The organism is Lysobacter solisilvae (assembly GCF_016613535.2).
Lineage (GTDB): Bacteria > Pseudomonadota > Gammaproteobacteria > Xanthomonadales > Xanthomonadaceae > Agrilutibacter > Agrilutibacter solisilvae.
Genome location: NZ_CP071518.1, coordinates 2,864,825 through 2,890,263 on the forward strand (window position 1 = coordinate 2,864,825; position 25,439 = coordinate 2,890,263).

Genomic DNA, 25,439 nt, shown 5'->3' on the forward strand with positions numbered 1-25,439 from the left:
CGTCGTGCACGGCCGCTCGCGGCGGATCGAACTCAGGCGCCGGACACCTGCGGCCGCATGGGCAGGATCGCCTCCACCACGGTACCGTGGCCACGCTCTCCGTGGACGTGCAGCTGGCCTCCCAGTTGCTGGGCGCGCTCACGCATCGTCACCAAACCCAGGCCGGGAGGCTGGCCGGGCAGCAGGCCCTCGCCGTCATCGGTGACGGTCAGCCGCAACGCGCGGCCCTCGTCGTGCGAGGCCAATGCCACCACGACGTGGGCCGCGTCCGAATGGCGCAGGACATTGGTCAGGGCTTCCTGTGCGATCCGGAACGTCGCCAGTTCGACGGCCGGATCCGGACGGTCTTCCAGGGGCGACAGTTCCAGCGACAGGCGCGTGCGCCCGGTGCGGAAGATGCGCTCCGCGTGCCAGCGCAGCGAGGCCTCCACGCCCATCGAATCCAGCTGCGGGGGCCGCAACAGCAGCGACAGGTTGCGCAGCTTGGCGACCGTCTCGTCGGCCGTGACCTCGATCTCGTCGAGGATCTGCGCACGCTGGGCCGGGTCGCTCTCCTCGCGCAGCGCCGTCGCGCCGAGCTTGATGGCCGTGATCTGCTGCCCGATGTCGTCGTGGAGTTCGCGCGAGATCGCGTTGCGTTCGTCTTCCTGCGCGGTGAGGAGCTGGCGGGTCGCGGCCTGCAGTTCCCCGTGAAGGCGCTGCTGGTCTTCCAGGCTGGTGGTGACGGCGCCATAGGCCTCGCGGGCACGCGCCGAAAGCTGGTTCAGCGCCTGGGCCAGCGGGGCCAGTTCCTGGGGCAGTTCGCGCGTGGGGTCGGGTCCCGAATCGGTGCCGTCCAGGGCGAAGCGCTGCATCCGCTCGAGCAGTTCGCGCACGTACGCGCCCAGTCGCCGCATCTGGGCGCCCGCCACGCCCAGCACGCCGAGCAGCACCATCGCCAGCAGCGCGAGCATGATGACGTTGTTCCGGCGGACCTCGGCGATCACCGTGTCCTCGGGAACCATCACCAGCAGGTGCCAGCCGCTGCGCAGGCCCACGTGCGTGCCGTAGGCATCGCCCCCTTCGCGCAGGACGCCGGGCAGGTAGGTCACCCCGCGGGGCGCATTGATGAGTGCGCGCAGCGGGGCGTCGACGGCCGATCCATTCAGGGAATCCAGCGGTGCATGCGGCACGCCGGCAGTCGCGTGGACCACGTTGAGCGAGCGGTCCAGCAGCAGCATTTCGAAGCCCCGCGTCAGGCTGGACTGGTCGCGCAGCACGCGGAACGCATCGAGCGCGATGGCGCCGCCGACGACGCCGGCAAACTTTCCGTCGACCCGCAGCGGTGCCGAGAGGGCGAATGAGGGTACGTCGTCGTGGATGCGTCCGCGGTAGGCATCGGACACATGGGCCTCGCCGGTGCGTCTTGGCTCGAGGAAATAAGACCGGTCGCCGACCGAGCGGCCACGGGCGCCGGGGGTGGCCGGTTCGACCAGGAGAAGGCGCCCGCTGGCATCCACGACGGCCAGGCTGCTGAAGTCGGGGTAATTGCGATGCGTGCGTTCCAGGTCCGCGGCCCAGCCGCCGGTATCGTGCAGTGCGCCGCTGGCGCTGCGGCGCTCGGCCAGCAGGCGCAGGGCCGACAGGTAGGTCTGCAGCAGGTTGTCGACGTCACGCGCCGCCAGGTCGGCGGCGGCGTCCAGCCGGTGTCCGTATTCCTCGCGTGCCGCGCGCGCGCCCTGCCACAGGTTCAGTCCGGTGAGCAGCGCCACGGGGAGCACCACGGCCAGCAGCAGCAGGCGGGCGAAATCGCGCAACAGCGACCACGTGTGGCCTTTTCCTTCGCCTGCGCCCGTCACACTCATCCCCACACGCTACCCAAAGGCCGCGTGGAGTCAACTGTAATCTTCCGGTGGCCGGACCACGCCTGATGGCGACTGTCCGGTGTCGGCACCTGCAAGTCAGAACAACTCGACGCTGCCCGCATTCATCGACTGCTGCATCACCGGCTTGTGGGGAGGACGTTCCCAGTCGCCGCGCATCTGGGCGATGCGAAGGCCGAGCTGGCCCAATGCCTGTCGCAGTTCCTCGCCGGCATGGCCGTGCGTGCGGTGCAGCAGTTCCTGCAGGGCCGAGGCCTCGCGGTTGATCGCGCCCAGGCGGTCCAGGTGCACGTTGGCGGCGCCCAGGGCCTGGGTGGCGATGTCCTCGAACTGCAGCGAGCGCACGGCCTCGGCGACGGACTGGTCGATCGCGCGACCGCATTCGGCGATCTCGCGCATGCCGTTGCCCAGGCCGCGGTTGATGCCGTCCACCCGCTCGAGCATGGCGGCCGCTTCGGTGCGGGCGTTGCGGCTGCGGTCCAGGTCCCGCGAGGCCATCTGGGTCACGGTGTCGCGAACCCTGGAGATGGAATCCTTCGAACTGTGGGCCAGCTTGCGGATCTGTTCGTTGAACGCCGTGGAGCGCTCCGACAGGTTGCGCACCTCGTCGGCCACGACCGCGAAGCCACGCCCGGCCTCACCGGCCCGCGCGGCTTCGATTGCGGCATTGAGGGCCAGCAGGTTGGTCTGGTCGGCGATCGACTTCACGTCCTCGAGCAGCGCGAAGATGCCATCCAGGTGTTCGGCCATCGCATCGATGTGGGTGACCGTCGCGCCGCTCTGGCCGGCGACGGCTTCCAGCGCTTCGACCAGTTGTTCCATCTGCTGGCTGGCCTGGAGCGCGAAGCGGTGGACATCGGCGCCACCGCCGCCATTCTCGTTGTCGCCGCGCCGGTCGACGATGCGAGCCACCACTTCGCCCTGCTGGCGCGACCTGCGGTTGACCGCATCGAAGCTGCCCCCCAGCTTGCCGACGGATTCGCGGATCAGCTCGCGTGTCCGGTCGATCTCGGTGCGCGAACCCTGGACTTCGGCATTGATGAACGTGCGCAGCTCTTCGAGCAGCCGCACCTGTTCGCCCATCATCTGCCCGTGGCGGGCCATCGGCCGCAGCATGGTCCAAGCGAAGCCGCACCACGCCAGCGTCATCGCCACCAGCGCACCCCATCGGACGGGAGCGGGCAGGGCGAAGAGCTCAGCACAGACCAGGGTCAGGGTGAGTGCGAGCGGTGCGGCGATGCGGATCAGTACGCGCGAATCCATGGGGCTCTCGTGGGATGCGATCTGGGTCTGGGGTCGATAACGGCCACGGACAGGTGTGCTTTAGCCCTGCGTCGGCGGTTGCGCGGCGTCACCGAGCAGCCTGTGCGCGATCGCCGGCAATGGCAGCACCTCGTGGGCCGCATTCAGCGCGACCGCGGCGCCGGGCATGCCCCACACGACGCTCGTGCCTTCATCCTGGGCGATCGTGCCGGCACCGGCCTTGCGCAGGGCCAGCAGGCCGCGCGCCCCGTCATCGCCCATGCCGGTGAGCAGCGCCGCGCTGGCGTTCGCACCGGCGTGGGCGGCGACCGATTCGAACAGCACGTCCACGCTGGGACGATGCCCGCGCACCGGCGCGTCATCGCCAATGGCCGTGTACCAGCGGGCCCCGCTGCGCACCACGCGCAGGTGGGCGCCGCCGGGCGCGACGTAGGCGTGGCCTGCGAGCAGTGGCTGGCCGTCCGTGGCTTCGACGACCGTCATACGACTGTGCCGGTTCAGGCGCTCGGCGAACGGCCCGCTGAAGGCGGCCGGGATGTGCTGCGCGACGACGATGGCCGGACCGTCCGCGGGCATGCGCGAGAGCACGTCGCGGATGGCCTCCGTGCCACCGGCCGACGCGCCCAGCGCCAGCAGCCGGTCGGTCGTGCGGTATCCCGGCGGGCCGTCGTAGGCGTGTGAGGTGGACTGCATCCCGATGCGGGTGACCCGCGCCCGCGCCGCCTGGCGCACCTTCGTCGTGAGCACCCCGGCGTAGTCCGTCAGGCCCCGGGCGATGTCGAGGCTGGGCTTGGCGACGAAGTCGACGGCGCCCAGTTCGAGCGCATCGAGGGTCACCTGCGCGCCCGCCTGGGTCAGGGTGGAGACCATGACGACCGGCATCGGGCGCAGCCGCATCAGGTTGCGCAGGAAGGTCAGGCCGTCCATGCGGGGCATTTCGACATCGAGCGTCAGCACGTCGGGTGCCAGCTGCTTGATGCGTTCCCGCGCGATGTACGGGTCGGCTGCGGTGCCGACGACCTGGATACCAGGGTCGGCGCCCAGCAGTTCGGTCATCAGCCGGCGCACCAGCGCCGAATCGTCCACCACCAGGACGCGAACGGGAGTCGCGGGCATGTCAGAACAGTTCCACGGATCCCGTGGCCGGCGCACGGGCCAGGCGGCCATAGAGCTGGCGCTCGGCCACGACGATCGCGTCGTCGCGTGTCGAGGGCAGGCGCTTGACGAGCGTGCGTCCGGTTTGGGGGAAGAAGCCGACCTTGCGTGCGTGGATGTCACCCAGGTCCTGGGCGCGCACCGGGATGTTCTCGGCGTGGAGATAATCCAGCACGAAGCGGGCGTTGCGCGTGCCGATCGGGTCGCTGTGGAATCCGCTCAGCACATTGCCGCCGCCAAAAACCTTGGCCTGCAGCCGGCTGCGCCTCGCGCCGCGCTTGAGCAGGTCGTTGATGAGCAGTTCCATTGCGTTCGCCCCGTAGCGGGCGCTGGTGGCGTCGCCGTCGTCGCCACCCGGCAGCATGAAGTGGTTCATGCCACCCACTGCCACGCCAGGGTCATAGAGGCAGGCCGCGACACACGATCCCAGGAGCGTGACCAGGGCGAGCGGCAGGTCCGTGGCGACGTAGTCCGCCGGCAGCAGGCGGATCGCGTAGGTCTGCAACGCGCTGTCGAAGTAGGTTCCGCTGGTGGGCGCCGCGGCCTCAGCCTGGAGCATGGGGACGGGGCTCCTTCATGGGATGCAGGCGGATGCCGATGGATGCGGGTGCCGGAATGACCACGTGCGGGTGGTCTCCGCTGGGCCCGCTCTGGCCGCGGGCGGCTGGGCGGCTCATCGTCCACCCCGTGCCGGCGCGGCGCGGTAGACGGTGCGCCCGCAAGGCGAGACCAGGTCCAGCGCATGGTGGAAGCTCTCGGAGTGACCGGCATACAGGCGGCCATCCGGTGCGAGGTTCGGCACGATCCTGCGCAGTACCTGGTACTGCGTGGCCTTGTCGAAATAGATCATCACGTTGCGGCAGAAGACGGCCGTGCAGCGTTGCGCCAGACCGTAGTCGGCATCGAGCAGGTTGAGCGCGCGGAACTCGATGAGCGCGCGCAGCTCCGGCCGCACGCGGCACTGCCCGGCGTTCGGGCCGGTCCCGCGCTGGAAGAAGCGACGACGCCTCTGCGGATCCAGTCCCGCGATCCGGTCCAGGCCGTAGACGCCCGCAGCCGCGGTCTGAAGCACCTTGGTATCGATGTCGGTGGCCAGGATGCGCACCGGTGGGGTGGGCGTGTCGAAGGCTTCGCACGCGGTGATCGCCAGTGAGTACGGTTCTTCGCCCGTGGACGCCGCCGCGCACCAGATCAGCAGCGGCGCCGTTGCGCTGGCGGGACGCCGGGCATGTGCGGCCAGCAGCTGCTCGCGCAGTGCCGTGAAGTGGTAGTCCTCGCGGAAGAACGACGTGAGGTTGGTGGTGAGCGCATTGACGAAGGCCTGGACCTCCGCGTCCGGGTCGCGTTCGACCAGATCCAGGTACTCGTCGAACCGGTCCAGCGACAAGGCGCGCAGCCGCCTGACCAGACGGCCGTAGACCATGTCGCGCTTGTGCGGGCTCAGCTGGATCCCGGCGTGCTGCTGGATCATGCGGCACACGCGGCGGAAGTCCCGGTCCTCGAAGACGAACGCGCGCTCATGCGAGGGATGGCGATCGGCGCCGGCCGCGTAGGCATCGGGGTGGGGGCGGGTGAGTGCCTCGCGCATCTCAGTCGCTCCCTGCCGGCCGCGACGACTGGCCGTCGAGCCACTGGTTGAAGTCTTCGGCGCTCAGAGCCCGCGAATAGAGGAAGCCCTGCACCTGGTCGCACCCGATCTCGCGCAGCAGGCTGGCCTGCGAATCGGTCTCCACGCCTTCGGCGATCACGGTCAGGTCGAAGTTGCGCGCGATCAGGGCGATCGAGCGCACGATGGCCTCGTCGCCGCGACTCCCGATCACGTTCTGCACGAATGACCGATCGATCTTGACGCGGTCCACCGGCAGGCGCTGCAGCATGGACAGCGACGCATAGCCCGTGCCGAAATCGTCGAAGGACACGCGGATTCCGCGGGCGCGAAGCCGCGCCAGCAGCTGCTCGGTGACGCCGTCGTTGCGCAGCGCGATGGTCTCGGTGAGCTCAAGCTCCAGCAGCGCCGGATCCAGGCCAGACAGCGAAAGGGCGCGATCGACCTCTTCGAGCAGGTGGGTGTCGTCGAGCTGGACGGGGAACAGGTTGACGCCCACGGCCAGGCGGCGTCCCTCGATCACCGGCCAGGCGGCGGCGTCGCGACAGGCCTGCTGCATGATCCAGCGGCCGACTTCCTGTGCCACCACGCTGTGGGACAAGGCTTCGATGAAGGCGACCGGAAAGAGCAGGCCGCGTTCCGGATGGCGCCAGCGCAGCAACGCCTCGGCGCCGGTCGGGTGGCCGCTGGCCAGGTCGATCTGGGGCTGGTAGTGCAGTTCGAACTCACCCTGCAGGCAGGCACGGCGCAGCTCGAGGTCCAGTTTTCGGCGATCGATGGCCTCGGTGCGCATCGCCGGTTCAAACCAGCGGGACTGCTTGCCGCCCGTGCGCTTGGCGCGACGCATGGCCAGGCCGGCACGCGCGAGCACTTCGCCGGCATCCATGCGCTCGCCGCTCGTGCAATGCGCACCGCTCGGCGTGGCGTCGATGCGTGCCAACCCGATGCTCGCTTCCAGGTGGATGCGGTGGTGGTCGACCTGGCAGGGACGGGCCAGATCGCGCAGCAGCAGCTGCATCTGGCTGTCGATCTCATCGGGCGCGCAATGCGGGAAGACCATCGCGAACTCATCGCCGCCGAACCGCGCCAGCTGGGCTGCCGCGGGCATCCGCGCGAGAAGTCGGCAGGCGACGATCTGCAGCACCGCGTCGCCGATGGCGTGCCCGAGTGCGTCGTTGATGTTGCGGAAGCTGTCCAGCCCCAGCAGGCCAATGACGAAGGGAGCACCCTCGTCGACCAGGCCATCGAGCATGGCCATCAGCGTGGCGCGGTTGGGTGTGCCGGTCAGCGGATCCTGTTGCGGGACCCGGGCCTGCTCCAGGCGACGGTCGTCCGTGGTGTCGCGCAGGATCAGGGCCAGGGCATCCTGGTCGCCATGCTCCCAGGCGCAGCGCACCGCTTCGACGGTATGCAGGCGTCCCGACGGCCTTCGCAGGCGCAGTTCCCGCGAGTCGTCCAGTTCCGTGCGAGCGCCTTCGGGCGCGCACAGCCAGACAGTCGTGCCGTCGGGGTCGTCCTGCAGGTCGGCGGGGAACAGTGCCTGCAGGGGCGTGCCGGGCTGTGGCGCAGCCCCGAAAAGCTGGCGGGCAGCGCTGTTGAGGGACACGATGGTTCCCGTCCTGTCCGATACCACCACGGCATTGAACAGTGCGTGGACGCGCTGGCGCGCCAGGCCTTCGTCGCGGTCGAGCGCGCGGCGCTCGATCAGTCGTGCGCTCACGCGGGCCAAGCGCTGGAGCATGGCCAGTTGTTCCGCATCGACGCTGTCGCGCGGGTGGCGGTCGGCGACACTCAGCACCCCCAGCACGCGTCCGTTGCCGCCCATCAGCGCGATGCCGAGGTAGAAGCGCACCCCATGCAGGCAGGTGACGACGGGGTCGTCCCGGAAACGGGCGTCCTGGCGGGCGTCAGCGACGAACAGCAACGGATGGGTGGCGTTGATGGCCCGGCAGATGGCGTGCTCACGGGGTACGGAGCTCCTGCCATAGCCGAACTCGGCGGCCGTGCGGAAATGTTCCGCCTCGGCCACCGCGATCAGCGCGATCGGGCAGTCGAGCAGTTGGGCCGCCATCTTCACCAGGTCGGCGAACTCACAGGCCGGATCGTTCGGGCCATGGGAGCCGGACGCGGACGAACCCGGCCGGCCGTTTCCCGTGGCCACGGTATCGTCGAGGGCATCGGTGGCGGGCGAGGGGAGTTGCTGCAGGGCCACGTAGTCATCCATTCGGCGGGCGGGAACTCCGATCGCATGCACGCGAAGCGATGCGTTCGATCCTGCGGTCGCCTGCGCGCTCGGCGCAGGCGACCGGTGTCGTGCGGGCGCCCGCGGCGTCAGGCCGCAGGCGCCGGGGTCAGAACTCCTGCCAGTGCGGGTCGCTTCCGTTGGCGGCCACCAGTGGTGCGCTGCGCAGCGTGCGCTTGGCACGCGTGGCCGGCTTGCGCGATGCCGAAGGGATCTCGACGACGCTGCCGGCCTGTGCACCGCGCGCCGCCGGACGGGCGGCCTCGTGGCTATCGTCCAGGCGGAACACGGCCACGTTCTGCACCAGCTGCTCGGACTGCTGTTCCAGGCTGCGCGCGGCGGCGGAGGCCTCCTCGACCAGGGCGGCGTTCTGCTGCGTGCCTTCGTCCATCTGATTGATGGCCTGGTTGATCTGCTCGATGCCCGCCGTCTGCTCCTGCGAGGCGGCCGAGATGTCGGCGATGATGTCCGTGACCCGCTTCACGCTGGTGACGATCTCGCCCATCGTGCGGCCCGCCTGGTCGACCAGCACGTTGCCCTGTTCGACCTTCTCGACCGAATCGGTGATGAGCTGCTTGATTTCCTTGGCGGCGCCGGCCGAGCGCTGGGCCAGCGAGCGCACTTCGGCCGCGACCACCGCGAAGCCGCGGCCCTGTTCGCCGGCCCGCGCCGCTTCCACCGCGGCATTGAGGGCCAGGATGTTGGTCTGGAAGGCGATGCCGTCGATGACGCCGATGATGTCGACCACCTTGCGCGAGGATTCGTGGATGGCGGTCATGGTCTGCACGACGCGGCCGACCACTTCGCCACCCTGCGAGGCCACGTCGACGGCGCCGATGGCCAGCTGGTTGGCCTGGCGGGCGTTGTCGGCGTTCTGGCGGACGGTGGAGGTCAGTTCCTCCATCGAGCTGGCGGTTTCCTCCAGCGAGGCGGCCTGCTGCTCCGTGCGCTGCGACAGGTCGTTGTTGCCCGACGCGATCTCGCCGGCGGCGGTGCTGATCGCATCGCTGCCCAGTCGGATCTGGCCCACGACCTGCGCCAGCTGGCGCACGGTGCCGTTGGCATTGTTGGCCAGGGCGCCCAGCTGACCCGGCAGGTCGGCATCGGCTTCCCGGGTGAGGTCGCCCTCGGCCACGGCGGCCAGCAGCGCACCCACATCGGTCAGGCCGCGATCGGCGCTGGCCATCACGCTGTTGAGGCCCTGGATCATCTCGCGGTACACGAACTGGAAGCGATCGGCGTCGCCGCGATGGGTGAAGTCGCCGGCGACGGCCGCGTCGACCAGGGTCTTGACTTCGGTGTTGACCTGCTCCATGCCGTGCTTGACCGCATCGACGGCTTCGGTGATGCGGGCCTTCTGGCCAGGGTAGCGCTCGATGTCGGTGGACAGGTCGCCGCGTGCGTACTCGCTCACGACTTCGATGACGCGCATCTTGACCGCGATGTGCGAGGCCACCAGGTTGTTGATCTCGTCGGCCATGACGCCGAAGGAACCTGGGAAGGCGACGACGTCCAGACGCTCGTCGATCTCGCCGCGCTGATGGGCGTCGAACAGTTCGCTCTGCGCAGCGGCGAAGCCGCGCAGGGTGGTCGTCGCGCGCTCCAGGCTACGGGCGATCTCACGCAGCTCGTCCTGCGTGTCGACCCGGATGGCGTCGGGGAACTGGCCGCGGCCGAGCTGGGCGGCGCTCTCCTCGATGCGATGCAGCGCCGAGCGCGTGCCACGGGTGAAACCCAGGAACAGGTAGGCCGACAGCAGCAGGGCCAGGCTGACGCCCAACGCGGTCAGCGAGGAGCGACGCTGCAGGCGGCCGATCTCCGCCGACGTCGCCTGGCCCAGCGACTGGTTGGCGGCCGACAGCGCCGCGGCCAGCGCCAGGCGCGTGGCCTCCGTGCGGGCCGACATCACGTTCACCGCCAGCGAGGGCGTGTCCGCGTCCAGCACGTGCTTCTGGATCAGCTCGTTCTGCTTGTTGACGGCGTCGAGCGCCTTGCGCAGGGGCTGGCCCATGGTCTGCGCCAGTGAGGGACGTGCCTCTTCGGCGCGTTTGAGTTCGGCTTCCAGCCGGCTGCGAACGAACTGCTGCATGTTCTTGGAAACCGACAGGCCGGTGCGGTCATCGACCCAGATCGCGCCTTCGCCCAGCACCCGCACGCCGACCAAGCCCTGCTGCGCGGCGGACCCGCCGAGCATCGGCACCCACTCCGCGGCGGCGCGTCCCATGTAGAACACGCTCGGGTCGGTGGCCAGGTCAAGGCGGGCATGGCTGTAGACCAGGCTCATCAACTGGTTGACCTGCGCGATGGCCGCCTCGTGCGCCGCGACTGCGGCCGCGGCGTCCTTGTGTTCGCCAGAAGCCTTGGCCCAGGCACTGGTGGCGGCCGCCAGCGGCGCCTGCATCGGCGCATCCGGGAGCACTTCGCGGTGCCAGCGGCCGGTGGCCTCGAGCGCGGCCTGGGCGGCAGACGCGGAGCGGCTGAGCGCGTCGGCGGCGACCTTGTCCTTGGCGGCGGTACGCACGACGAGCGACTCGTGCTCCTGCATCGCGAGCATCGCGCGGTGCAGATGACCCAGGCCGCCGGTGGCGGAGCGCTGGAGCTGCGCTGTTGACACCTCCGCGTTGCCGCGGACGACCACCATCGCGGTGAGCACGGCGCAGGTCAGCGTGAAGCTGGCACCGATCAGCAATGCCTTGTGTCCGAATCGCAGTCGCGCCATGAGCGCGATCGACGGCGCGAGCAGGCGATCCAGCAGGGACGGGGTGGAACGAACGGACATGATGGCGGCCTCGATGACGTGACGGACCCGCTGCGGGTCGACACTTCCGGCATCGGCGCGCCGGGACGAAACTTTAGTGCGGCGGCGAGCCCGGGCATGCGGGACGCTCTGGCTGTGCCGGGCATCGACCGGTGTTGTGCCGGACATGGCGGGGCAGCGCGACCTTTCTCAAGTTCGCGGAGTACCGGCCGATGTTGCGGGCTCAATCCACACGGAGTTGGTCATGTTCCATCCCCTGCGTACCTCATTCCGCCTCGCCGCCGCCGCGGCCCTGGCGCTGGCCTTCGTCATGCCGGCGCACGCCGAGCTCAAGCCCATCAAGCGCGTCGAACCGGTGTACCCGGCCGATGCCGCCCGCGCCGGCACGACCGGTTTCGTCGAAGTCGAGTTCACCGTCGACGCCGCTGGCAAGGTCGCCAGCGTGTCGGTGGTCAATGCCAAGCCTTCGCGTACCTTCGAGGCGTCCGCCGTCAAGGCGGTCAAGCAGTGGCAGTTCCCCAGCGGCGCCGATGGCCGCGGCAAGATCCGCCTGGACTTCGCGCTGTAAAGCCGTCGCTCCCGCGGTCCCGGACAGGCGCGCCAATGGCGCGCTTCGTCTTTTCCGGGCATGACGAATTCAGCAATTGCGACGACGGCCCTCAAGAATCCGCCGCGTGCGCCGATGCCGGGGGAGTAGTCCCCGTCCCTCGAGAACGCCGTGCGTACTACCGTCATCCTTGCCGCCGCCATGCTGATGGCCCTGGCCACGCCCGCCCTGGCGGCGGACCTCAAGCCGATCAAGCGCGTCGAACCCACTTATCCGCCCGATGCCGCCCGTTCGGGCAAGACGGGTTTCGTCGAAGTCGAATTCACCGTCGATGCCACGGGCAAGGTCGCTTCGGTCTCGGTGGTGGACGCCAAGCCCGCCCGTACCTTTGAAGCCGCCGCCGTCAAGGCGGTGAAGCAGTGGCAGTTCGCTGCCGGCGCGGACGGGCGCGGCAAAGTGCGGCTGAACTTCTCGCTCTGAAGGTTCGCGACCCGCGGAATCCAGCTGCGCCGTCCCCGTTTTTTCCGCGGCGGACGGCGCAAGCTGTGGAGCGTTGTCCGTGACGCAGTGGCGGATCGCCGCCCCGCGGGCGACGGCCAGGCGACATTCACTGCTGCGCATTGCCGCGACCTTCGCCCTATTCGAACCTTCCCCCGCCAAGCGGTGGAGGGCGCTGATCGTGGGGTGCCCGGCATCCCCGCGAGCTCCGCCCCCATCCCAACCTTCCCCCGCGAGCGGGGGAAGGCGCTGATCGTGGGCTGCCCGGCATCCCCGCGAGCTTCGTCCCCATCCCGGCTTACCCCCGCGAGCGGGGGAAGGGGCTGACCTGTCAGTGCGCCGGTGCGTCGGCCACCAGGCCCATCTCGGTACTGACCATCAGTCGCTCGATGTCGAGCAGGATGAGCATGCGCTCGTCCATCGTGCCGATGCCGGTCAGGAACTGGCGGTCGATCGTCGCGGCTATCTCGGGAACGGCGCGGATCTGCTCGCCGGTCAGGCGCACGACGTCGGAGACCGCGTCGACCACCATGCCGACCACCCTGTCGGCGACACTGAGGACGATCATCACCGTCATCGCGGTGTAGTCGGCGCGCTCAAGGCGAAGTTTCACGCGCATGTCGATCACCGGCACGATGGTGCCGCGCAGGTTGATCACACCCTTGATGTAATCGGGCGCATCCGGCAAACGGGTGACCGCGTCGTAGCCGCGGATTTCCTTGACCTTGAGGATGTCCACGCCATATTCCTCCTCGCCCAAGGCGAAGGTGAGGAACTCGTGGCCGCGGTCTTCGATGCGCGCCTCGGCGTAGCTGTGGCGGACGGTGGCGGTGGCGTGCGACATGGGGCAGGTCTCGTGGTGTTCGGGGGTGCGTCAGGCGGCGGCGGGCAGGCGGGCGGCTTGTGACAGGCCGCCGGCATCGACGATCAATGCCACGCGGCCGTCGCCCATGATGGTGGCGCCGGAAACGCCCGGCACGCGGCGGTAGTTGCTTTCCAGGTTCTTTACGACCACCTGGTGCTGGCCCAGCAGGTCGTCGACCTCCAGCGCCAGCCGGCGGCCATCGCTTTCCACGACGACGGCGATCGGGTTGTCTCGCGTGGCGCCGTCGCCACGTGCCGGCAGGCCGAACTGTTCGCCCAGGCTGATCAGCGGCAGGTAGTCCTCGCGCACGCGCAACACGCGGGCATCGCCGGCGATGGTGCGCACGTCGGCCGACTGCGTCTGCAGCGATTCGACGACGATGTTGAGCGGGACGATGAAGACCTCGTCGCCCACCGCCACCGACATGCCATCGACGATGGCCAGGGTCAGCGGCAGGCGGATCGACACGGTCGTACCGTGGCCGCTGTGGCTGCGGATCTCCACCTGGCCGCCCAGCGCGGTGATGTTCTTCTTGACCACGTCCATGCCAACGCCGCGCCCGGACAGGTCGGTCAGCGCTTCGGCGGTGGAGAAGCCCGGCGCGAACACCAGGTCCCAGACCTGCGCATCGGTGGGGTTCTCGGGAACCGGGAGCGCGCGTTCGGCGGCCTTGCGCAGGATGCGCTCGCGGTCCAGGCCGCGGCCGTCGTCGCCGATCTCGATGATGATGTGGCCGCCCTGGTGGGCCGCCGCGAGGGTGATCGTGCCGGTTTCGTCCTTTCCGGCCGCGCGGCGTTCCTCGGGCGATTCCAGGCCGTGGTCGATCGCGTTGCGCACCAGGTGCACCAGCGGATCGACGATCTTCTCGATGACGCCCTTGTCCAGTTCGGTGGCTTCGCCCGAGGTGCGCAGGCGCACGTGCTTGCCCAGGCGCGAAGCGAGGTCGCGCACCATGCGCGGAAAGCGGCTGAAGGCGAACTCGACGGGCAGCATGCGCACGCCCATCACCGATTCCTGCAGGTCGCGCGTGTTGCGTTCCAGTTGGCCCAGCCCCGACAGCAGGGCTTCGTTGGCGACCGGGTCCAGGGTGCTCGGAACGCTGGCGCAGCATGGCCTGGGTGATCACCAGTTCGCCGACCAGGTTGATCAGCGCGTCGACTTTCGACACCGCCACGCGGATGGAGTTGTCGCCGTCACTGCTACGGCGGCCACCGGTGGCGCCTGCGTCCTGCTCGCTGGCCACTGATGCGCCGATGGCCGCGCCCGGCAGTGCCGGCGACGGCGCGGCGGGCACAGGCGCGACCGCGACAGCGGCCTGGTCCAGTTCGATGCGCAGTTCGCATTCGTCCTGCACCCAGGCGAAGGCTTCGTCGATGGCGGCGCGGGGCACCGTGCCCGGCAGGGTCAGGTCCCAGGCCAGATAGGCCTCGTAGGGATCCATCTGCTCGAACGGCGGCAGTCGCTTGTCCAGGGCAGGTGATGCCCAGTTCGCCGTGGCTGCCCAGCTCGCGCAGGATGCGCAGCGGGTCGTTGCCGCTCATGAACATGGAAGGCGCGGGCGAGAAGGCGATGCGCCAGTCCGCAGATGCGGCGGTCGCAGCGGTGCAGGCTTCAGCGTCGACGGGTGCGGCGATGTCGGCAGGGGTGGATGCGATCGCGACCGCCGCGTGCTCGGGTGCGGCCCCGGACAGCATCCGGTCCAGTCCGGCCCGCGCATGCGACAGCGCGTCCTGATCGACCGGGCCGCCGTGTTCGCAGGCCCGCAGCAGCGAACGCAGCATGTCGACCGACACGAGCAGGGCGCCGATCGCGCTGGCGTCCAGGCGCCGGCGGCCGCCGCGGGCTTCGTCGAGCAGCGTCTCCAGCAGATGCGTCAGGTCGGTGACCGCAGTGAAGCCGAACGTGGCCGCGCCGCCCTTGATCGAATGGGCGGCACGGAAGATGACGTTGATCGTTTCCGGGTCGCCGCAGCCTGATTCCAGCGACAGCAGGCCGCTTTCCATGGCATCCAGGCCTTCGCGGCTTTCCTCGAAGAACGCAGCGTGGAAGCGGGTGATGTCCATGGGGGCCGGGTCGGGTGATGGGAGTGGAAAGCGCGGAGATCAAGGAAGGGCGGTGGGCCCGTGCCGGCAGGCAATCTGCCCTCGGCTCGTTTCCCGCCCCGGTCGTTCCTGGTCTCAGCCGATGACCTTGCGGACCGTCGCGACCAGCTGTTCGGGATCGAAGGGCTTGACCAGCCAGCCGGTGGCGCCGGCGGCCTTGCCCTCGAGCTTCTTGTCGCCGCCCGACTCGGTGGTCAGCATCAGCAGCGGGGTGAACTTGTAGGCCGGCAGCTGGCGCAGTTCGCGAATGAGCGAGATGCCGTCCATGCGCGGCATGTTGACGTCGGTGACCACCGCGTCGAACCGCTGGGTGCGGGCTATCTCGAGCGCGGCCTGTCCATCCTCGGCCTCGCGCACCTGGAACCCACCGGAGGTCAGCGCGAAGGCGACCATCTGCCGCATGGAGGTGGAATCGTCGACGATCAGCAGTTGCGCGCTCAAGCGGGCTCTCCGGTGTGGGTATCGACCCCGAGGCTGACCGCCAGGCCAAGCTGGCGCGCGGCGGAAGCAAGGATCGTTGATGCGAGGGTGACGGTGGTCTGATGGCCGCGAGCGGCGCGGTCGCGCACGAAGGCATGAAGCAGTTGCAGGCCGGCGGCGTGCACGCGTTCGACGCGGTCGCCTGTCAGAGCCAGCGGGCCTTCGTCTTCCAGGTGCGGCTGCAGGCACGCCTGCAGTTCGGTGACGTGTTCGATGCCCAGGTCGGATTGCAGCGGAAGCTCGGTCATGGCGGTGGCCGCAGGGTGTTCGATGGATTTAACGGCGTGGTTGGCGCGGACTTGAGCGGGTTGCACGGTGGGCGGGAGAACGTTCCCGCCACGGCGGCCCTCATCCGAACAGGGCATTCGCGTCGAGCAGTACCGTCGGACATGCGCCGACCCGCGCCACGCCCAGGATGGCGCCGGGAAGGGTGCCGGGGAGCGGCGGCTCGATGCGGTCGCGGCCCAGCCAGACCACGTCGTCCACCGCGGTGACCAGGACGCCGATCAGCTCGTCGTCGCGTTCGATGACGACGATCCGGCTGCGTTCGTCGGTGTGGACACAACCGGTATCGAGCCACAGGCCCAGGTCGAAGACCGGCACGATGCGCCCCCGCAGGTTCATCACGCCCAGCACCGCGCGTTGCGCGCCGCGCATGGCGACGATCGGAGCCAGGCGGACGACTTCCTGCACGCACAGCAGTTCCACCGCGTAGCTCGCCGCGTCGACGCTGACGCGCAACCAGCGTTGCGCGGCGGGCGAGGCGGCGATATTGCGGCCCACCGGCCCGTGCGCGGCGGGCATGGGCCCGGGCAGGTGCGGCGCGGGCGCGGGGTGCGCGGGCTCGAAATGGCCCGACGGGCGCGCCACAGGCACGGGGATGGGGTGCTCGGTGGGCGACAGCGGGGCGGCGTCACATGTGGCGGGCTCGCGCGGCGGGTCCCGCAGGACCGGCTCGACCTGCAGCTCGCCGTCACCGATCAGGGCGTCCAGGTAATCGTCGATCACGGTCAGCGAGCCGGTGCTGTTCATGCGGCCTGCCTCTGGGCGGCATCGGACTGCGCCAGCAGCCAGGCCAGGGCGCGCCGGTAGGCGTCGGCGCCACGTCCGGTGATCGGCGCTGCCTGGGTGAGGGCGTTCGCATCACGCAGACGCGTGTCCACCGGCACCGCGGCCGGCCACACGCGGCCTTCGTAGCGGTCGTGCAGCAAATCGAGGTTGTGGATGCCCGACCGCGTCCGTCGGTCGTAGAGCGTGGGCAGCACGTAGCTGGGGAGCGGACGACGGCGCGAGCGTTCCACCATCTGCGCGGTGCGCAGCATGTCGGCCAGCCCGTGCAGCGCGAGCTGGTCGGTCTGGGTGGGCACTACCAGCCGGTCGGCCGCGGCCAGCGCGTTGATCATCAGCAGGCCGAGCGTGGGCGGGCAATCGAGCAGTACGTAGTCGAAGGCGGGGTGTACGGCGTGCAGCGCGCGGCCGAGCGACAGGCCCAGCCCGGGCTGCGTCGCCCCGCGGCGTTCCAGCGTGGCCAGGGCCGGCTGCGCAGCCACCAGCTTGAGGCCGTCGATCGACGTGCCGCGCGCCAGTGACGAAAGCGTGGCACCACTGCTGCCGAACAGGTCATGCGTGCCCGCTGGCGGCGGATCGCCCGGCACGCCGAAGGCGCGGGTCAGCGAGGCGTGGGGATCCAGGTCCACCAGCAGCACGCGATGTCCGGCCATCGCCAGACCGCGGGCGAGGAAAAGTGTGGTCGTCGTCTTGCCGACGCCGCCTTTCTGGTTGGCGATGGCCCAGGCCTGCATGTCAGCCGGCTCCCGGTTGCGGTGCCGCGCGCGAGTCGGCCAAGCCGGCATCCTGCGACGGCGCATGGCCGGCACGAGGCTGCGCCTTGCGCGCGGCGGAAGTGGAGGGGGAATGGACCGGCGCAGGCGCCGAATCCGGTAGCGATGGAACAAGGACCACAGCACCCGTCGGATTGACGCCGGTCGCCTGTGCCACGGTCGGCGCGGCGTCCGGTACCAACGCGAGTGTCGGGCCCCCTTCGGGGACGGCATCGGGCCCCTCGGGTGCGGCCAGGATCACCAGCAGCACCCGGCGGTTGGCGTTGCGGCCGGCTTCGGTCAGGTTGTCGGCCACCGGCTGGTGTTCGCCGTAGCCGACGACGGCCAGGCGCTTGGGCGCGACACCTTCTTCGGTCATCACGTGCACGACACTGACCGCGCGCGCCGCGGACAGCTCCCAGTTCGACTCGAACAGCGCCGTGCGGATGGGGCGGTCGTCGGTATAACCCTCGACCCGCACCGCATTGGCTTCGCCGCGCAGGACGCCTGCCAGTTTGCGGACGGTGGACGTGGCCACCGGACTGGGCAGGGCCGAACCACTGGCGAACAGGATGTCGCTCTGGATCTCGACTTCGAGGAAGTTGTGGCCGCGCCGCACGGTCACCAGGTTCTTGCGGACCAGTTCGCTCAGTGCCTGCTGGATCTGTCGGCCCAGCGAGTTGAGCTGGCGTTCGCGGGCGCGCAGGGTTTCACCTGCCTTGCCGGACTGGCCAGGCTCGCCGGCCGCGGCCTTCGCGCCGGCGTGCCGCCCGAACGTCGGCATGTCCAGCACCTGGCGCACGCGCACGACGCTGACCGGGCTCACGGCGGCCGGGCCCGTCTTGGCGGCGGCGGTCTGCATGGAGGGGCGGTCGAAGTTGGACCCCTGCAGCTGCGTCTGGCCCAGGCGGACGGGCGCGATGGTGCGGGGCGGGCCGCCGAAGGCCGAGTTGAGCGCGTCGGCCATGACGCGGTACTTGCCTTCATTGACCGAGGAGATGGCGTACATCACGACGAAGAAGGCGAGCAGCAGCGTCACCAGGTCGCCATAGGGAATCGCCCAGGCCTCGTGGTTGGCATGTTCTTCGTGCTGGTGCCGGCGGGCCATGTGCGCCTCAGTGCACGTAGCCGTTGAGACGGGCTTCGATGTTGCGCGGGTTCTCGCCCTGGGCGATGGCGATCAGCCCTTCGACGATCATCTCGCGCTCCTCGGTCTGGTGGTGGACCAGGCCCTTGAGCTTGGATGCCATCGGCAGCAGCGCCAGGTTGGCCGCGCCGATGCCGTAGATGGTGGCGGTGAACGCCGCGGCGATGCCGTGGCCGAGCTTGCTGGGGTCGGCCAGGTTCTTCATCACCGCGATCAGGCCCAGCACGGCGCCGATGATGCCCAGCGTGGGTGAATAGATGCCCATGCCTTCGAACACCTTGGCCGCGGCCAGGTCGCGCGAACTCTGGCCGTGCATGTCGATCTCGAGCATCTGCCGGATCGCCTCGGGTTCCACGCCGTCGACGACCATCTGCAGACCCTTGCGCAGGAACGGATCCTGCTGCGCCTGCACTTCGGCCTCCAGGCCGAGCAGGCCCTGCTTGCGGGCGACGGTACTCCAGCCCACCAGGCGCGCGATCAGCGCGTGCCGGTCCTGCGAAGGCGGGCGAAACACCCAGCGGGCGATCTTCATCGCCCGCTTGAAGGTGGCCGCGGGGGTCTGCAACAGGATCGCTGCCACCGTGCCGCAGATCACGATCACGAACGCGGCCGGCGACCAGAGCGCGGACAGGCCCGCGCCCTTGAGCACGCTGCCTACCAGCAGCGCGACCACGGCCAGGATGGCGCCGATGACACTGAGTCGATCCATGATTTCTTATCGGTCCGGTGAAGGTTTACTTGAACCGGTCATCGCCCGGTCGGCGCGGGTGCTCATCGCGCGCGCTCCAGGCGGCCGGGACCGTGGACCCCGTCGCGCAGGCCCGTGCGCAGCAGCGCGTCGACGTCCAGGATCAGGGCCATGCGGCCGTCGCCGACCAGGCTGGCGCCGGCGTAGCCCGGCAGTCCGCGCAGGGTGGAGGGCAGGGCCTTGATCACGACTTCCTCGCGTCCGCGCACGCGGTCGACCGCCAGGCAGTAGCGCTGTTCGCCGGACTGCAGCACCACGCTGGTGCACACCGACAGGGGCGCCGGATCCAGGCCCAGCCAGCCGCGCAGGGTCAGCAGGGGGAGCGGTTCCTGGCGCAGGTCCAGCATCGGCTGGCCGTCGATGAACAACGGAGGGCCGGGAGCGTGCGAGAGCACTTCGACCACGCGCACCAGCGGCAGCGCATAGACGTCGTCGTCGATTTCCACCAGCAGGGTGGGCAGGATCGCGAGCGTGAGCGGCACCCTGATGGCGAAGCGGCTGCCGCTGCCGATTTCCGAATGGATCTGGACCAGGCCGGAGAGTTCGCGGATCTTTGACTGCACCACGTCCATGCCGACGCCGCGGCCGGACAGGTCGCTGACTTCGTCGCGGGTCGAGAAACCGGGCAGGAAGATCAGCTGCAGGCATTCCTCGCCGGACAGGCGGGCCGCGGCGTCGGCCGTGATCAGTCCCTTGTCGACCGCGAGGCGACGGATCTTTTCCGGGTCGATGCCGGCGCCGTCGTCGCGCACTTCGATCGCGACGTGGTCGCCTTCCTGCTGCGCGCTCAGGCGGACGCGGCCCTGCTCGGGCTTGCCGGCGCGGCGGCGGGCGTCGGGCATCTCGATGCCGTGGTCGATGGCGTTGCGCACCAGGTGCACCAGCGGATCGGCCAGGGCTTCGACCAGGTTGCGGTCGAGCTCGGTATCGGCGCCGACCACTTCCAGTTCGACGTTCTTCTTCAGTTGGCGCGCCACGTCGCGCGCGAGCTTGGGGAAGCGGGCGAAGACGCGTCCTACCGGCTGCATGCGCGCGGTCATCACCGCCGACTGCAGTCGCGAGGTAGCCACATCGAGGCTGGCCACGGCACGGTCGAGGTCGTCGTCGCGCAGGCGCGGGCGGATCGTCTTCAGCCGATTGCGTGCGAGCACGAGTTCACCGACCAGGTTCACCATCGCGTCCAGGCGGCGCACGTCGACGCGGACGGTGTGATCCGAGGACTCGGCCGGCGCCGCAGGTCGGGCGGGCATCGTGCGCGCGGCGGGTGCCGGGGCGGGCACCACCGGTGTCGCGTCGACCGCGACCGGGCCTGGCACCGCGCCGGCACCGTGCAGGCTGTCCAGCAGTGCCTCGAAATCGAGATCGTCGATGCCGTCGCCGGCGGCAAACTGCGCAATCGCCGCCTGGGGAGCAGGTGCCGCGGAGGCGTGCGGCGACATCCCCGCGCGCAATGCCGCCAGCACCTCGGCCGGGGCTTGCGCCGGCGACATCCCGGCGGCGACGGCCTGCAGCATGTCCACCAGCAGGTCGATGGCCTGCTGCGCGCCATCGAAGGCGACTGCGTCGAGCGGCGCGGCGCCGCTGCGTGCAGCGTCGAGCCGGTCCTCGGCGGCATGGCAGATCTGCACCATCGGCGCGAGGTCGAGGAAGCCGGCGCCACCCTTGATGGTGTGGAAGCCGCGGAACACGGCATTGAGGCCGTCGCGGTCGAACGGGTCGCGCTCGAGCACGACCATCTGTTCGCCCAGCTGGTCGAGGATCTCGCGCGCCTCGATCAGGAAGTCGGCGCAGATATCGGAGGCGACGGCGGACATCTGGTTACAGTCCCAGTGAGGAAAGCAGCTGGTTGGCGTCGTCCTGGGTGGCGGCCGGTTCATCCAGCCCGCGCAGCGACGGGCCGAAGCCGCGGCGCGCAAGCCCGGGGTCGGCCACCTGGATCGGCGCTTCGTGTTCCTCCGCCATCCCGCCCAGGCCCGCATGCACGGCCCGTACCAGGTCGACGACGCGGCGGATGATCTGGCCGGTGAGGTCCTGGCAGCCCTGTGCGGCGGTCATCTCCGACAGGCGCCCGCGGATCGCGGCGATCGTGGCCGCAGTGGCCTCGTCGTGGCCCGATGCGTTGAGCGTTCCCACCAGGACGGCGCACTCCTGGATCAGGTCCAGGGTGTGGTGGCTGGCGTCTTCGCTCATCTGCACGACATGCTCCAGGCGCGCGCAGGCTTCGGGCAGCGAACCACCGCTCGCGCCGGCGGTGCCGCCCAGCGCCGCTTCCAGTTCGCGCGCCAGCCGGGCCATGCCCTGCACGAGCGGCTGCGTGCGCCATGAGATCAGTTCGTCGACATTCGCGCGCCAGGTGGCGTGGTCGTCCTTCTCCAGTGCATCCAGGGCCGCGTGCAGGCAGGCGATGAGGGCCTGGCGCTCGCCGCTCGGGCCGGACAGGGACGCGGCGGCATTCACGCGGCGGCCCCGAGGCGTTCGAAGATCTTGCCCAGCTTGTCGCCGAGCGTGGCAGCGGTGAAGGGCTTGATGACGTAGCCGTTCACCCCGGCCTGCGCCGCTTCGATGATCTGCTCGCGCTTGGCTTCCGCGGTGACCATCAGTACCGGGATCTTCGACAGGCCGGCCTCGGCACGGATCGCCTTGAGCAGGTCGATGCCGGCCATGCCGGGCATGTTCCAGTCGGTGATCACCAGGTCGAAGGGGCCCTTGCGCAGTTCGACCAGCGCGGTGGAGCCGTCGTCCGCCTCGGCGGTGTTGAAGAAGCCCAGGTCGTTGAGCAGGTTCTTGACGATGCGTCGCATGGTCGAGAAGTCGTCGACGATCAGGATGCGGATGTTCTTTTCCATGCGGGTCTCGGCGGGAAGGTCTTGGGGAAATGAAGGGGAGGGCAAGCGCGGCCGGTCAGGGCAGGTCGTCGTCTTCGTCGGCGTGGTCGGCACGCCATTCGCCCAGGCGGGCGCGCAGGCGCACCATGGCCTGGCCGTGGATCTGGCATACGCGCGACTCGCTCACCGACAGCACCGCGCCGATCTCGCGCAGGTTCAGTTCCTGCTCGTAGTACAGCGACAACACCAGGCGCTCGCGTTCGGGCAGGTCGTTGATGGAGGCGCCCAGGGCCTTGCGGAACGCGTCATTCTCGAACGCGCGCGCCGGCGTGGCCGTGGCGGCGACCGCCAGCCGGGGTTCGCCGTCGTGTTCCTCCATCTGCGCGTCCAGGCTGATCAGCTGGCCGCGGGCGGCGTCCTCGACCATGCGGTGGTACTCGTCGAGCGTCACGTTGAGCGCGGCGGCGACCTGCTTGGCGGTGGCGGACTGGCCCGTGCGCTGCTCGATCTCGCGCGTGGCAGCGACCATGTCGCGGTAGCGCCGGTGGACCGAGCGCGGCACCCAGTCGCCGCGCCGGATCTCGTCGATCATGGCGCCGCGGATGCGGATGGAGGCGTAGGTTTCGAAGGCGGCGCCCTGGTCGGCCTGGAAATTACGGGCGGCATCGATCAGGCCCAGCATGCCGGCCTGGATCAGGTCGTCGATCTCCACGCTGGCCGGAAGCCGAGCGGCCAGGTGATGGGCGATGCGGCGCACCAGTTCGGAATGACGCTCGACGATGTCGTGCGCGGAGCCATGCTGGTGGGCGCGGTACTGGGCAGCGGCGGCGACGTTCATGCGGCGGCACTCCTTGCGGAGGTGGCGGCGGTCGCCCGGGCGACCAGGCGCTCGAGGAAGAACTCCACGTGGCCGCGGGCGCCCGGCGGCGACTGCCACTGGCGGGCGCGGCGCGCGATGTCGCGGAAGGCCAGCGCAGAGGGGCTCGACGGGAAGGCGTCGACGACGGCTTCCTGGCGCTGGATCGCGCGGCGCAGCCATTCGTCGCGCGGAATGGCCCCCAGGTAGTTGAGGGTGACATCGAGGAAGCGCGAGGTGACGCGTTCGAGCTTCTCGAACAGCTGGCGGCCCTCGATCGGGTTCTGCACCTGGTTGGCCAGCACCTGCACGCGGGTCACGCCGCGCTCGCGGCTGAGCACCTTGATCAGCGCGTAGGCGTCGGTGACCGAGGCCGGTTCGTCGCACACCACCACCACGACGTCCTGCGCGGCCTGGCAGAAGGTCAGCACGCCATCGGCGATGCCGGCGGCGTTGTCGACCACCATCACGTCCAGCGGGACCTCGAGCTGGGAGAACGCGTGCACCAGGCCGACGTGCTGTTGTGGCAGCAGTTCGGTCATGTGGCGCTTGCCCGATGCGGCGGGCACGATCAACAGGCCGTTGGGCCCCTGCAGGATGGTGTCCTGCAGTTCGCAGCGGCCGGCGAAGACGTCGGCCAGAGTGAAGCGCGGCGCCAGGCCCAGCATCACGTCGACGTTGGCCAGGCCCATGTCGGTGTCCAGCAGCAACGTGCGCTGGCCGGCGTTGACCAGCGAGGCGGCCAGGTTGATCGAGACCGAAGTCTTGCCGACGCCGCCCTTGCCGCTGGCGACGGCGATCACGGTGGGAACGGCGCTCGCGCCGTCGCCCGCGCCCATCGGGGCGGCCGGAAGGGACGGGTTGGAATCAGGCGAACGCATGGCGATCCTCGGTGGCCAGGGGGTTAACGGCAGCACGGGTGGTTTTCTCCAGTGGGGACGCCAACGGGGGCGCCAGGGCCGCGGCGTCGGCGGCCTGCAGGTCGTGCGGGAGCTGCTGGCCGGCGCTGGTGTAGGCCAGCGGCAGGCCCTGCTGGGCCAGCACCGACAGCGCGGCGCCGGCGCGGCCGGTTTCGTCCAGCTTGGTCAGCACCACGCCCACCGGTGCGGCGGGGCGATAGCGCCGGGCAATCTCGCCCAGGTCGTGCGGATTGGCATTGGCCGGCAGCACCAGCAGGCTGCGCAGGCGGCTGGACGAGCGCAGCCAGAGGATCTGGCGCAGCAGCGCGCGGTCGCGGACGCCGTAACCGGTGGTGTCCACCAGCACCAGCGGATAGTCGACCAGCTGGTCCAGTGCCTGGCCCAGTTCGTCGCTGCTCTCGGCATCGCAGACGGTCACGCCATGCCGACGGCCGTAGGCGTGCAGTTGTTCGCGCGCGCCGGTGCGTTCACGGTCGATGCTCACCAGTGCGACGTCGCGGGCGCGGTGACGTGCGGCGAAGCGGGCGGCGAGCTTGGCCGCGGTCGTGGTCTTGCCGGCGCCGGTCGGTCCGACCAGCGCGATCACGCCGCCGTCCTCGATCGGCTCGGCGCGCAGCACCGGCATGGCCTGGGCAAACTGCGCGGCCATCGCGGCCTGGAGTTCGCGGCCGGCCAGGCGCGGATCGATGCTGGCCGCAATCGATTGCGCGAGCGCGTCGTCGCATCCGAAGCCCAGCAGCGCGTCCAGCACGGCCGCGCGGGCCGGTGAGCCGCGCAGGCGCTCCAGCGAGAGGGATTCCATCTGCTTTTCCATCAGTGCGCGCATCGAGGCGAGCTCGTCGCGCATCGCGATGATGGTCGGGTCGGGCGTTTCGACGCGCGCGGCCGGAACGACCTGCAGCGTGCGCGGCGCCGCGAAGGACTCGGCATTGGCGACGGGCGTCGGGCAGGGCGAGGACAGCGCGATCAGGTAGTCGGCGTCGCTGGTTTGCGCGTAGGGCGAGGTCGCAGGCGCCGGTTCCTCGCTGGCGCTGGCCGCCGGTGCGGTGCGATCGACCGGCGCGGTCTGCATCGGGGCGGCCGTGGCCGGGGACGCGGGCGTGACGGCGGGCACGCCGAAGGCCGCGATCAGGGATTCGAAGTCGGCTTCAGGCTGGACTGCAGGCGCGGCGGCAGCCGTCGGCGCGGCCTGCGGCAGGTCCGTGTCGGCCTCGCTCGTCGGCGCGGCTTCGGCCAGTTGCTCGCCATGCGCCAGCGTCTCATCGATGTCGACCGCATCGTCCACGCGGATGTCCAGCGTGCGTGCGATCGGCGGGGCAACCGGCGCGGCAACGGGTGCCACCATCGCCGAATGCGCACGCGGCTCAGCCGTGGTCACCAGTTCGGCCAGCGTCGGACCGTCGGACGGGTTCGGCGCGTCGCCGATACGGAAGATGGCGCGGGCGCGGGAGATCAGCGACTCGCGGGCCGGCTCGGCGCGTTCCGCGGCGAGGGCAACCGGCGCGGGCTGGTGTTGCGTCGGAGTGTTCAGTGCGGCAGACAGCGTCTGCGCATGGGCAGCGGGCGCGGTGTGGCGTGCGACCGCGACAGGCGCGTCGTTCGCAGCGGCGGCCGTCGCCGCAATCGGTGCAGGCGCCGCGGTCGCCGCAACGCGCACGACCGGTGCGGGCAAGGGTTCGATCCCCGGGGCCGCGGCGCGCAGCGCCTGCGACATCAAAGGATTCATCGTAGTCCGTGGCGGCGAC

22 protein-coding genes and 1 pseudogene are annotated in these 25,439 nt (G+C 70.1%); 2 read left to right on the forward strand and 21 right to left on the reverse strand.

Annotated features, from left to right (window positions below; genetic code table 11):
* Positions 1 to 32 precede the first annotated feature (32 nt).
* The 7 genes from I8J32_RS12575 to I8J32_RS17880 form a co-directional block, all read right to left on the reverse strand.
* Positions 33 to 1,844: a histidine kinase gene (locus I8J32_RS12575; protein WP_207526600.1), complete on the reverse strand. Its 1,812-nt coding sequence runs from the start codon at positions 1,842 to 1,844 to the stop codon at positions 33 to 35.
* 96 nt (positions 1,845 to 1,940) lie between these two features.
* Positions 1,941 to 3,125: a methyl-accepting chemotaxis protein gene (locus I8J32_RS12580; RefSeq protein ID WP_200612702.1), complete on the reverse strand. Its 1,185-nt coding sequence runs from the start codon at positions 3,123 to 3,125 to the stop codon at positions 1,941 to 1,943.
* Positions 3,126 to 3,185: 60 nt separating this feature from the next.
* Entirely contained in the window at positions 3,186 to 4,292 is a 1,107-nt protein-coding gene (locus I8J32_RS12585; RefSeq protein ID WP_407060967.1) for a protein-glutamate methylesterase/protein-glutamine glutaminase, read from the reverse strand.
* Positions 4,243 to 4,839: a chemoreceptor glutamine deamidase CheD gene (gene cheD, locus I8J32_RS12590; RefSeq protein ID WP_200612706.1), complete on the reverse strand. Its 597-nt coding sequence runs from the start codon at positions 4,837 to 4,839 to the stop codon at positions 4,243 to 4,245. Before cheD ends, I8J32_RS12585 begins: the two co-directional genes overlap by 50 nt.
* Positions 4,840 to 4,953: 114 nt before the next feature.
* Positions 4,954 to 5,868: a CheR family methyltransferase gene (locus I8J32_RS12595; RefSeq protein WP_207526601.1), complete on the reverse strand. Its 915-nt coding sequence runs from the start codon at positions 5,866 to 5,868 to the stop codon at positions 4,954 to 4,956.
* A gap of 1 nt (position 5,869) precedes the next feature.
* Positions 5,870 to 8,110 carry a putative bifunctional diguanylate cyclase/phosphodiesterase gene (locus I8J32_RS12600; RefSeq protein ID WP_200612711.1) on the reverse strand — a complete coding sequence of 747 codons (2,241 nt, stop codon included), beginning with the start codon at positions 8,108 to 8,110 and terminating at the stop codon, positions 5,870 to 5,872.
* A gap of 127 nt (positions 8,111 to 8,237) precedes the next feature.
* Entirely contained in the window at positions 8,238 to 10,907 is a 2,670-nt protein-coding gene (locus tag I8J32_RS17880; RefSeq protein ID WP_284691286.1) for a methyl-accepting chemotaxis protein, read from the reverse strand.
* A 223-nt stretch (positions 10,908 to 11,130) separates the two neighbouring features.
* Here I8J32_RS17880 and I8J32_RS12610 point away from each other — a divergent pair, with 223 nt between their 5' ends.
* Entirely contained in the window at positions 11,131 to 11,454 is a 324-nt protein-coding gene (locus I8J32_RS12610; RefSeq protein ID WP_200612713.1) for an energy transducer TonB, read from the forward strand.
* Positions 11,455 to 11,604: 150 nt separating this feature from the next.
* Positions 11,605 to 11,913, forward strand: coding sequence for an energy transducer TonB (locus I8J32_RS12615; RefSeq protein ID WP_200612716.1), 309 nt, complete (start codon positions 11,605 to 11,607; stop codon positions 11,911 to 11,913).
* A gap of 349 nt (positions 11,914 to 12,262) precedes the next feature.
* Here I8J32_RS12615 and I8J32_RS12620 read toward each other — a convergent pair whose 3' ends face one another.
* From I8J32_RS12620 to I8J32_RS12685, 14 genes and pseudogenes are all read right to left on the reverse strand, one after another.
* Entirely contained in the window at positions 12,263 to 12,775 is a 513-nt protein-coding gene (locus I8J32_RS12620; RefSeq protein WP_200612719.1) for a chemotaxis protein CheW, read from the reverse strand.
* Between the two features lie 30 nt (positions 12,776 to 12,805).
* Positions 12,806 to 14,859 (reverse strand): annotated as a pseudogene (locus I8J32_RS12625) (chemotaxis protein CheW).
* Positions 14,860 to 14,973: 114 nt separating this feature from the next.
* Complete coding sequence (locus I8J32_RS12630) at positions 14,974 to 15,339, reverse strand: response regulator (protein ID WP_200612724.1); 366 nt, start codon at positions 15,337 to 15,339, stop codon at positions 14,974 to 14,976.
* The gene (locus I8J32_RS12635; RefSeq protein WP_200612727.1) at positions 15,336 to 15,626 is read right to left on the reverse strand and encodes an STAS domain-containing protein; all 291 of its coding nucleotides are present in this window, start codon (positions 15,624 to 15,626) and stop codon (positions 15,336 to 15,338) included. The genes I8J32_RS12630 and I8J32_RS12635 overlap by 4 nt, the downstream gene beginning before the upstream one ends.
* A gap of 100 nt (positions 15,627 to 15,726) precedes the next feature.
* On the reverse strand, positions 15,727 to 16,410 hold the full coding sequence (locus I8J32_RS12640) for a chemotaxis protein CheW (RefSeq protein ID WP_200612730.1): 684 nt from the start codon (positions 16,408 to 16,410) through the stop codon (positions 15,727 to 15,729).
* The gene (locus I8J32_RS12645) at positions 16,407 to 17,180 is read right to left on the reverse strand and encodes a ParA family protein (RefSeq protein WP_200612732.1); all 774 of its coding nucleotides are present in this window, start codon (positions 17,178 to 17,180) and stop codon (positions 16,407 to 16,409) included. The genes I8J32_RS12640 and I8J32_RS12645 overlap by 4 nt, the downstream gene beginning before the upstream one ends.
* Before the next feature lies 1 nt (position 17,181).
* Complete coding sequence (gene motD / locus I8J32_RS12650) at positions 17,182 to 18,306, reverse strand: flagellar motor protein MotD (protein ID WP_200612735.1); 1,125 nt, start codon at positions 18,304 to 18,306, stop codon at positions 17,182 to 17,184.
* Positions 18,307 to 18,313: 7 nt separating this feature from the next.
* Positions 18,314 to 19,054 carry a flagellar motor protein gene (locus tag I8J32_RS12655; RefSeq protein ID WP_200612737.1) on the reverse strand — a complete coding sequence of 247 codons (741 nt, stop codon included), beginning with the start codon at positions 19,052 to 19,054 and terminating at the stop codon, positions 18,314 to 18,316.
* Positions 19,055 to 19,116: 62 nt separating this feature from the next.
* Positions 19,117 to 20,907, reverse strand: coding sequence for a chemotaxis protein CheA (locus I8J32_RS12660; protein WP_200612740.1), 1,791 nt, complete (start codon positions 20,905 to 20,907; stop codon positions 19,117 to 19,119).
* 4 nt (positions 20,908 to 20,911) lie between these two features.
* Complete coding sequence (locus I8J32_RS12665) at positions 20,912 to 21,550, reverse strand: protein phosphatase CheZ (protein WP_245156330.1); 639 nt, start codon at positions 21,548 to 21,550, stop codon at positions 20,912 to 20,914.
* A complete protein-coding gene (gene cheY, locus I8J32_RS12670; protein ID WP_200612744.1) occupies positions 21,547 to 21,939 on the reverse strand; it encodes a chemotaxis response regulator CheY in 393 nt (130 codons plus the stop codon). Before cheY ends, I8J32_RS12665 begins: the two co-directional genes overlap by 4 nt.
* 55 nt (positions 21,940 to 21,994) lie before the next feature.
* Complete coding sequence (locus tag I8J32_RS12675; RefSeq protein WP_200612747.1) at positions 21,995 to 22,756, reverse strand: RNA polymerase sigma factor FliA; 762 nt, start codon at positions 22,754 to 22,756, stop codon at positions 21,995 to 21,997.
* On the reverse strand, positions 22,753 to 23,613 hold the full coding sequence (locus tag I8J32_RS12680; protein WP_200613186.1) for a MinD/ParA family protein: 861 nt from the start codon (positions 23,611 to 23,613) through the stop codon (positions 22,753 to 22,755). The genes I8J32_RS12675 and I8J32_RS12680 overlap by 4 nt, the downstream gene beginning before the upstream one ends.
* A gap of 28 nt (positions 23,614 to 23,641) precedes the next feature.
* Complete coding sequence (locus I8J32_RS12685; RefSeq protein WP_207526602.1) at positions 23,642 to 25,420, reverse strand: flagellar biosynthesis protein FlhF; 1,779 nt, start codon at positions 25,418 to 25,420, stop codon at positions 23,642 to 23,644.
* Positions 25,421 to 25,439: the final 19 nt, after the last annotated feature.

Bases quoted from the DNA above. Each gene is read 5' to 3' on its own strand.
- I8J32_RS12575 (WP_207526600.1), bottom strand. From the start codon at position 1,844: ATGAGTGTGACGGGCGCAGGCGAAGGAAAAGGCCACACGTGGTCGCTG.
- I8J32_RS12580 (WP_200612702.1), bottom strand. From the start codon at position 3,125: ATGGATTCGCGCGTACTGATCCGCATCGCCGCACCGCTCGCACTCACC.
- I8J32_RS12585 (WP_407060967.1), bottom strand. From the start codon at position 4,292: ATGGCCGCCTGGCCCGTGCGCCGGCCACGGGATCCGTGGAACTGTTCT.
- cheD (WP_200612706.1), bottom strand. From the start codon at position 4,839: ATGCTCCAGGCTGAGGCCGCGGCGCCCACCAGCGGAACCTACTTCGAC.
- I8J32_RS12595 (WP_207526601.1), bottom strand. From the start codon at position 5,868: ATGCGCGAGGCACTCACCCGCCCCCACCCCGATGCCTACGCGGCCGGC.
- I8J32_RS12600 (WP_200612711.1), bottom strand. From the start codon at position 8,110: ATGGATGACTACGTGGCCCTGCAGCAACTCCCCTCGCCCGCCACCGAT.
- I8J32_RS17880 (WP_284691286.1), bottom strand. From the start codon at position 10,907: ATGTCCGTTCGTTCCACCCCGTCCCTGCTGGATCGCCTGCTCGCGCCG.
- I8J32_RS12610 (WP_200612713.1), top strand. From the start codon at position 11,131: ATGTTCCATCCCCTGCGTACCTCATTCCGCCTCGCCGCCGCCGCGGCC.
- I8J32_RS12620 (WP_200612719.1), bottom strand. From the start codon at position 12,775: ATGTCGCACGCCACCGCCACCGTCCGCCACAGCTACGCCGAGGCGCGC.
- I8J32_RS12635 (WP_200612727.1), bottom strand. From the start codon at position 15,626: ATGACCGAGCTTCCGCTGCAATCCGACCTGGGCATCGAACACGTCACC.
- I8J32_RS12640 (WP_200612730.1), bottom strand. From the start codon at position 16,410: ATGAACAGCACCGGCTCGCTGACCGTGATCGACGATTACCTGGACGCC.
- I8J32_RS12645 (WP_200612732.1), bottom strand. From the start codon at position 17,180: ATGCAGGCCTGGGCCATCGCCAACCAGAAAGGCGGCGTCGGCAAGACG.
- motD (WP_200612735.1), bottom strand. From the start codon at position 18,306: ATGGCCCGCCGGCACCAGCACGAAGAACATGCCAACCACGAGGCCTGG.
- I8J32_RS12655 (WP_200612737.1), bottom strand. From the start codon at position 19,054: ATGGATCGACTCAGTGTCATCGGCGCCATCCTGGCCGTGGTCGCGCTG.
- I8J32_RS12660 (WP_200612740.1), bottom strand. From the start codon at position 20,907: ATGTCCGCCGTCGCCTCCGATATCTGCGCCGACTTCCTGATCGAGGCG.
- cheY (WP_200612744.1), bottom strand. From the start codon at position 21,939: ATGGAAAAGAACATCCGCATCCTGATCGTCGACGACTTCTCGACCATG.
- I8J32_RS12675 (WP_200612747.1), bottom strand. From the start codon at position 22,756: ATGAACGTCGCCGCCGCTGCCCAGTACCGCGCCCACCAGCATGGCTCC.
- I8J32_RS12680 (WP_200613186.1), bottom strand. From the start codon at position 23,613: ATGGGCGCGGGCGACGGCGCGAGCGCCGTTCCCACCGTGATCGCCGTC.
- I8J32_RS12685 (WP_207526602.1), bottom strand. From the start codon at position 25,420: ATGAATCCTTTGATGTCGCAGGCGCTGCGCGCCGCGGCCCCGGGGATC.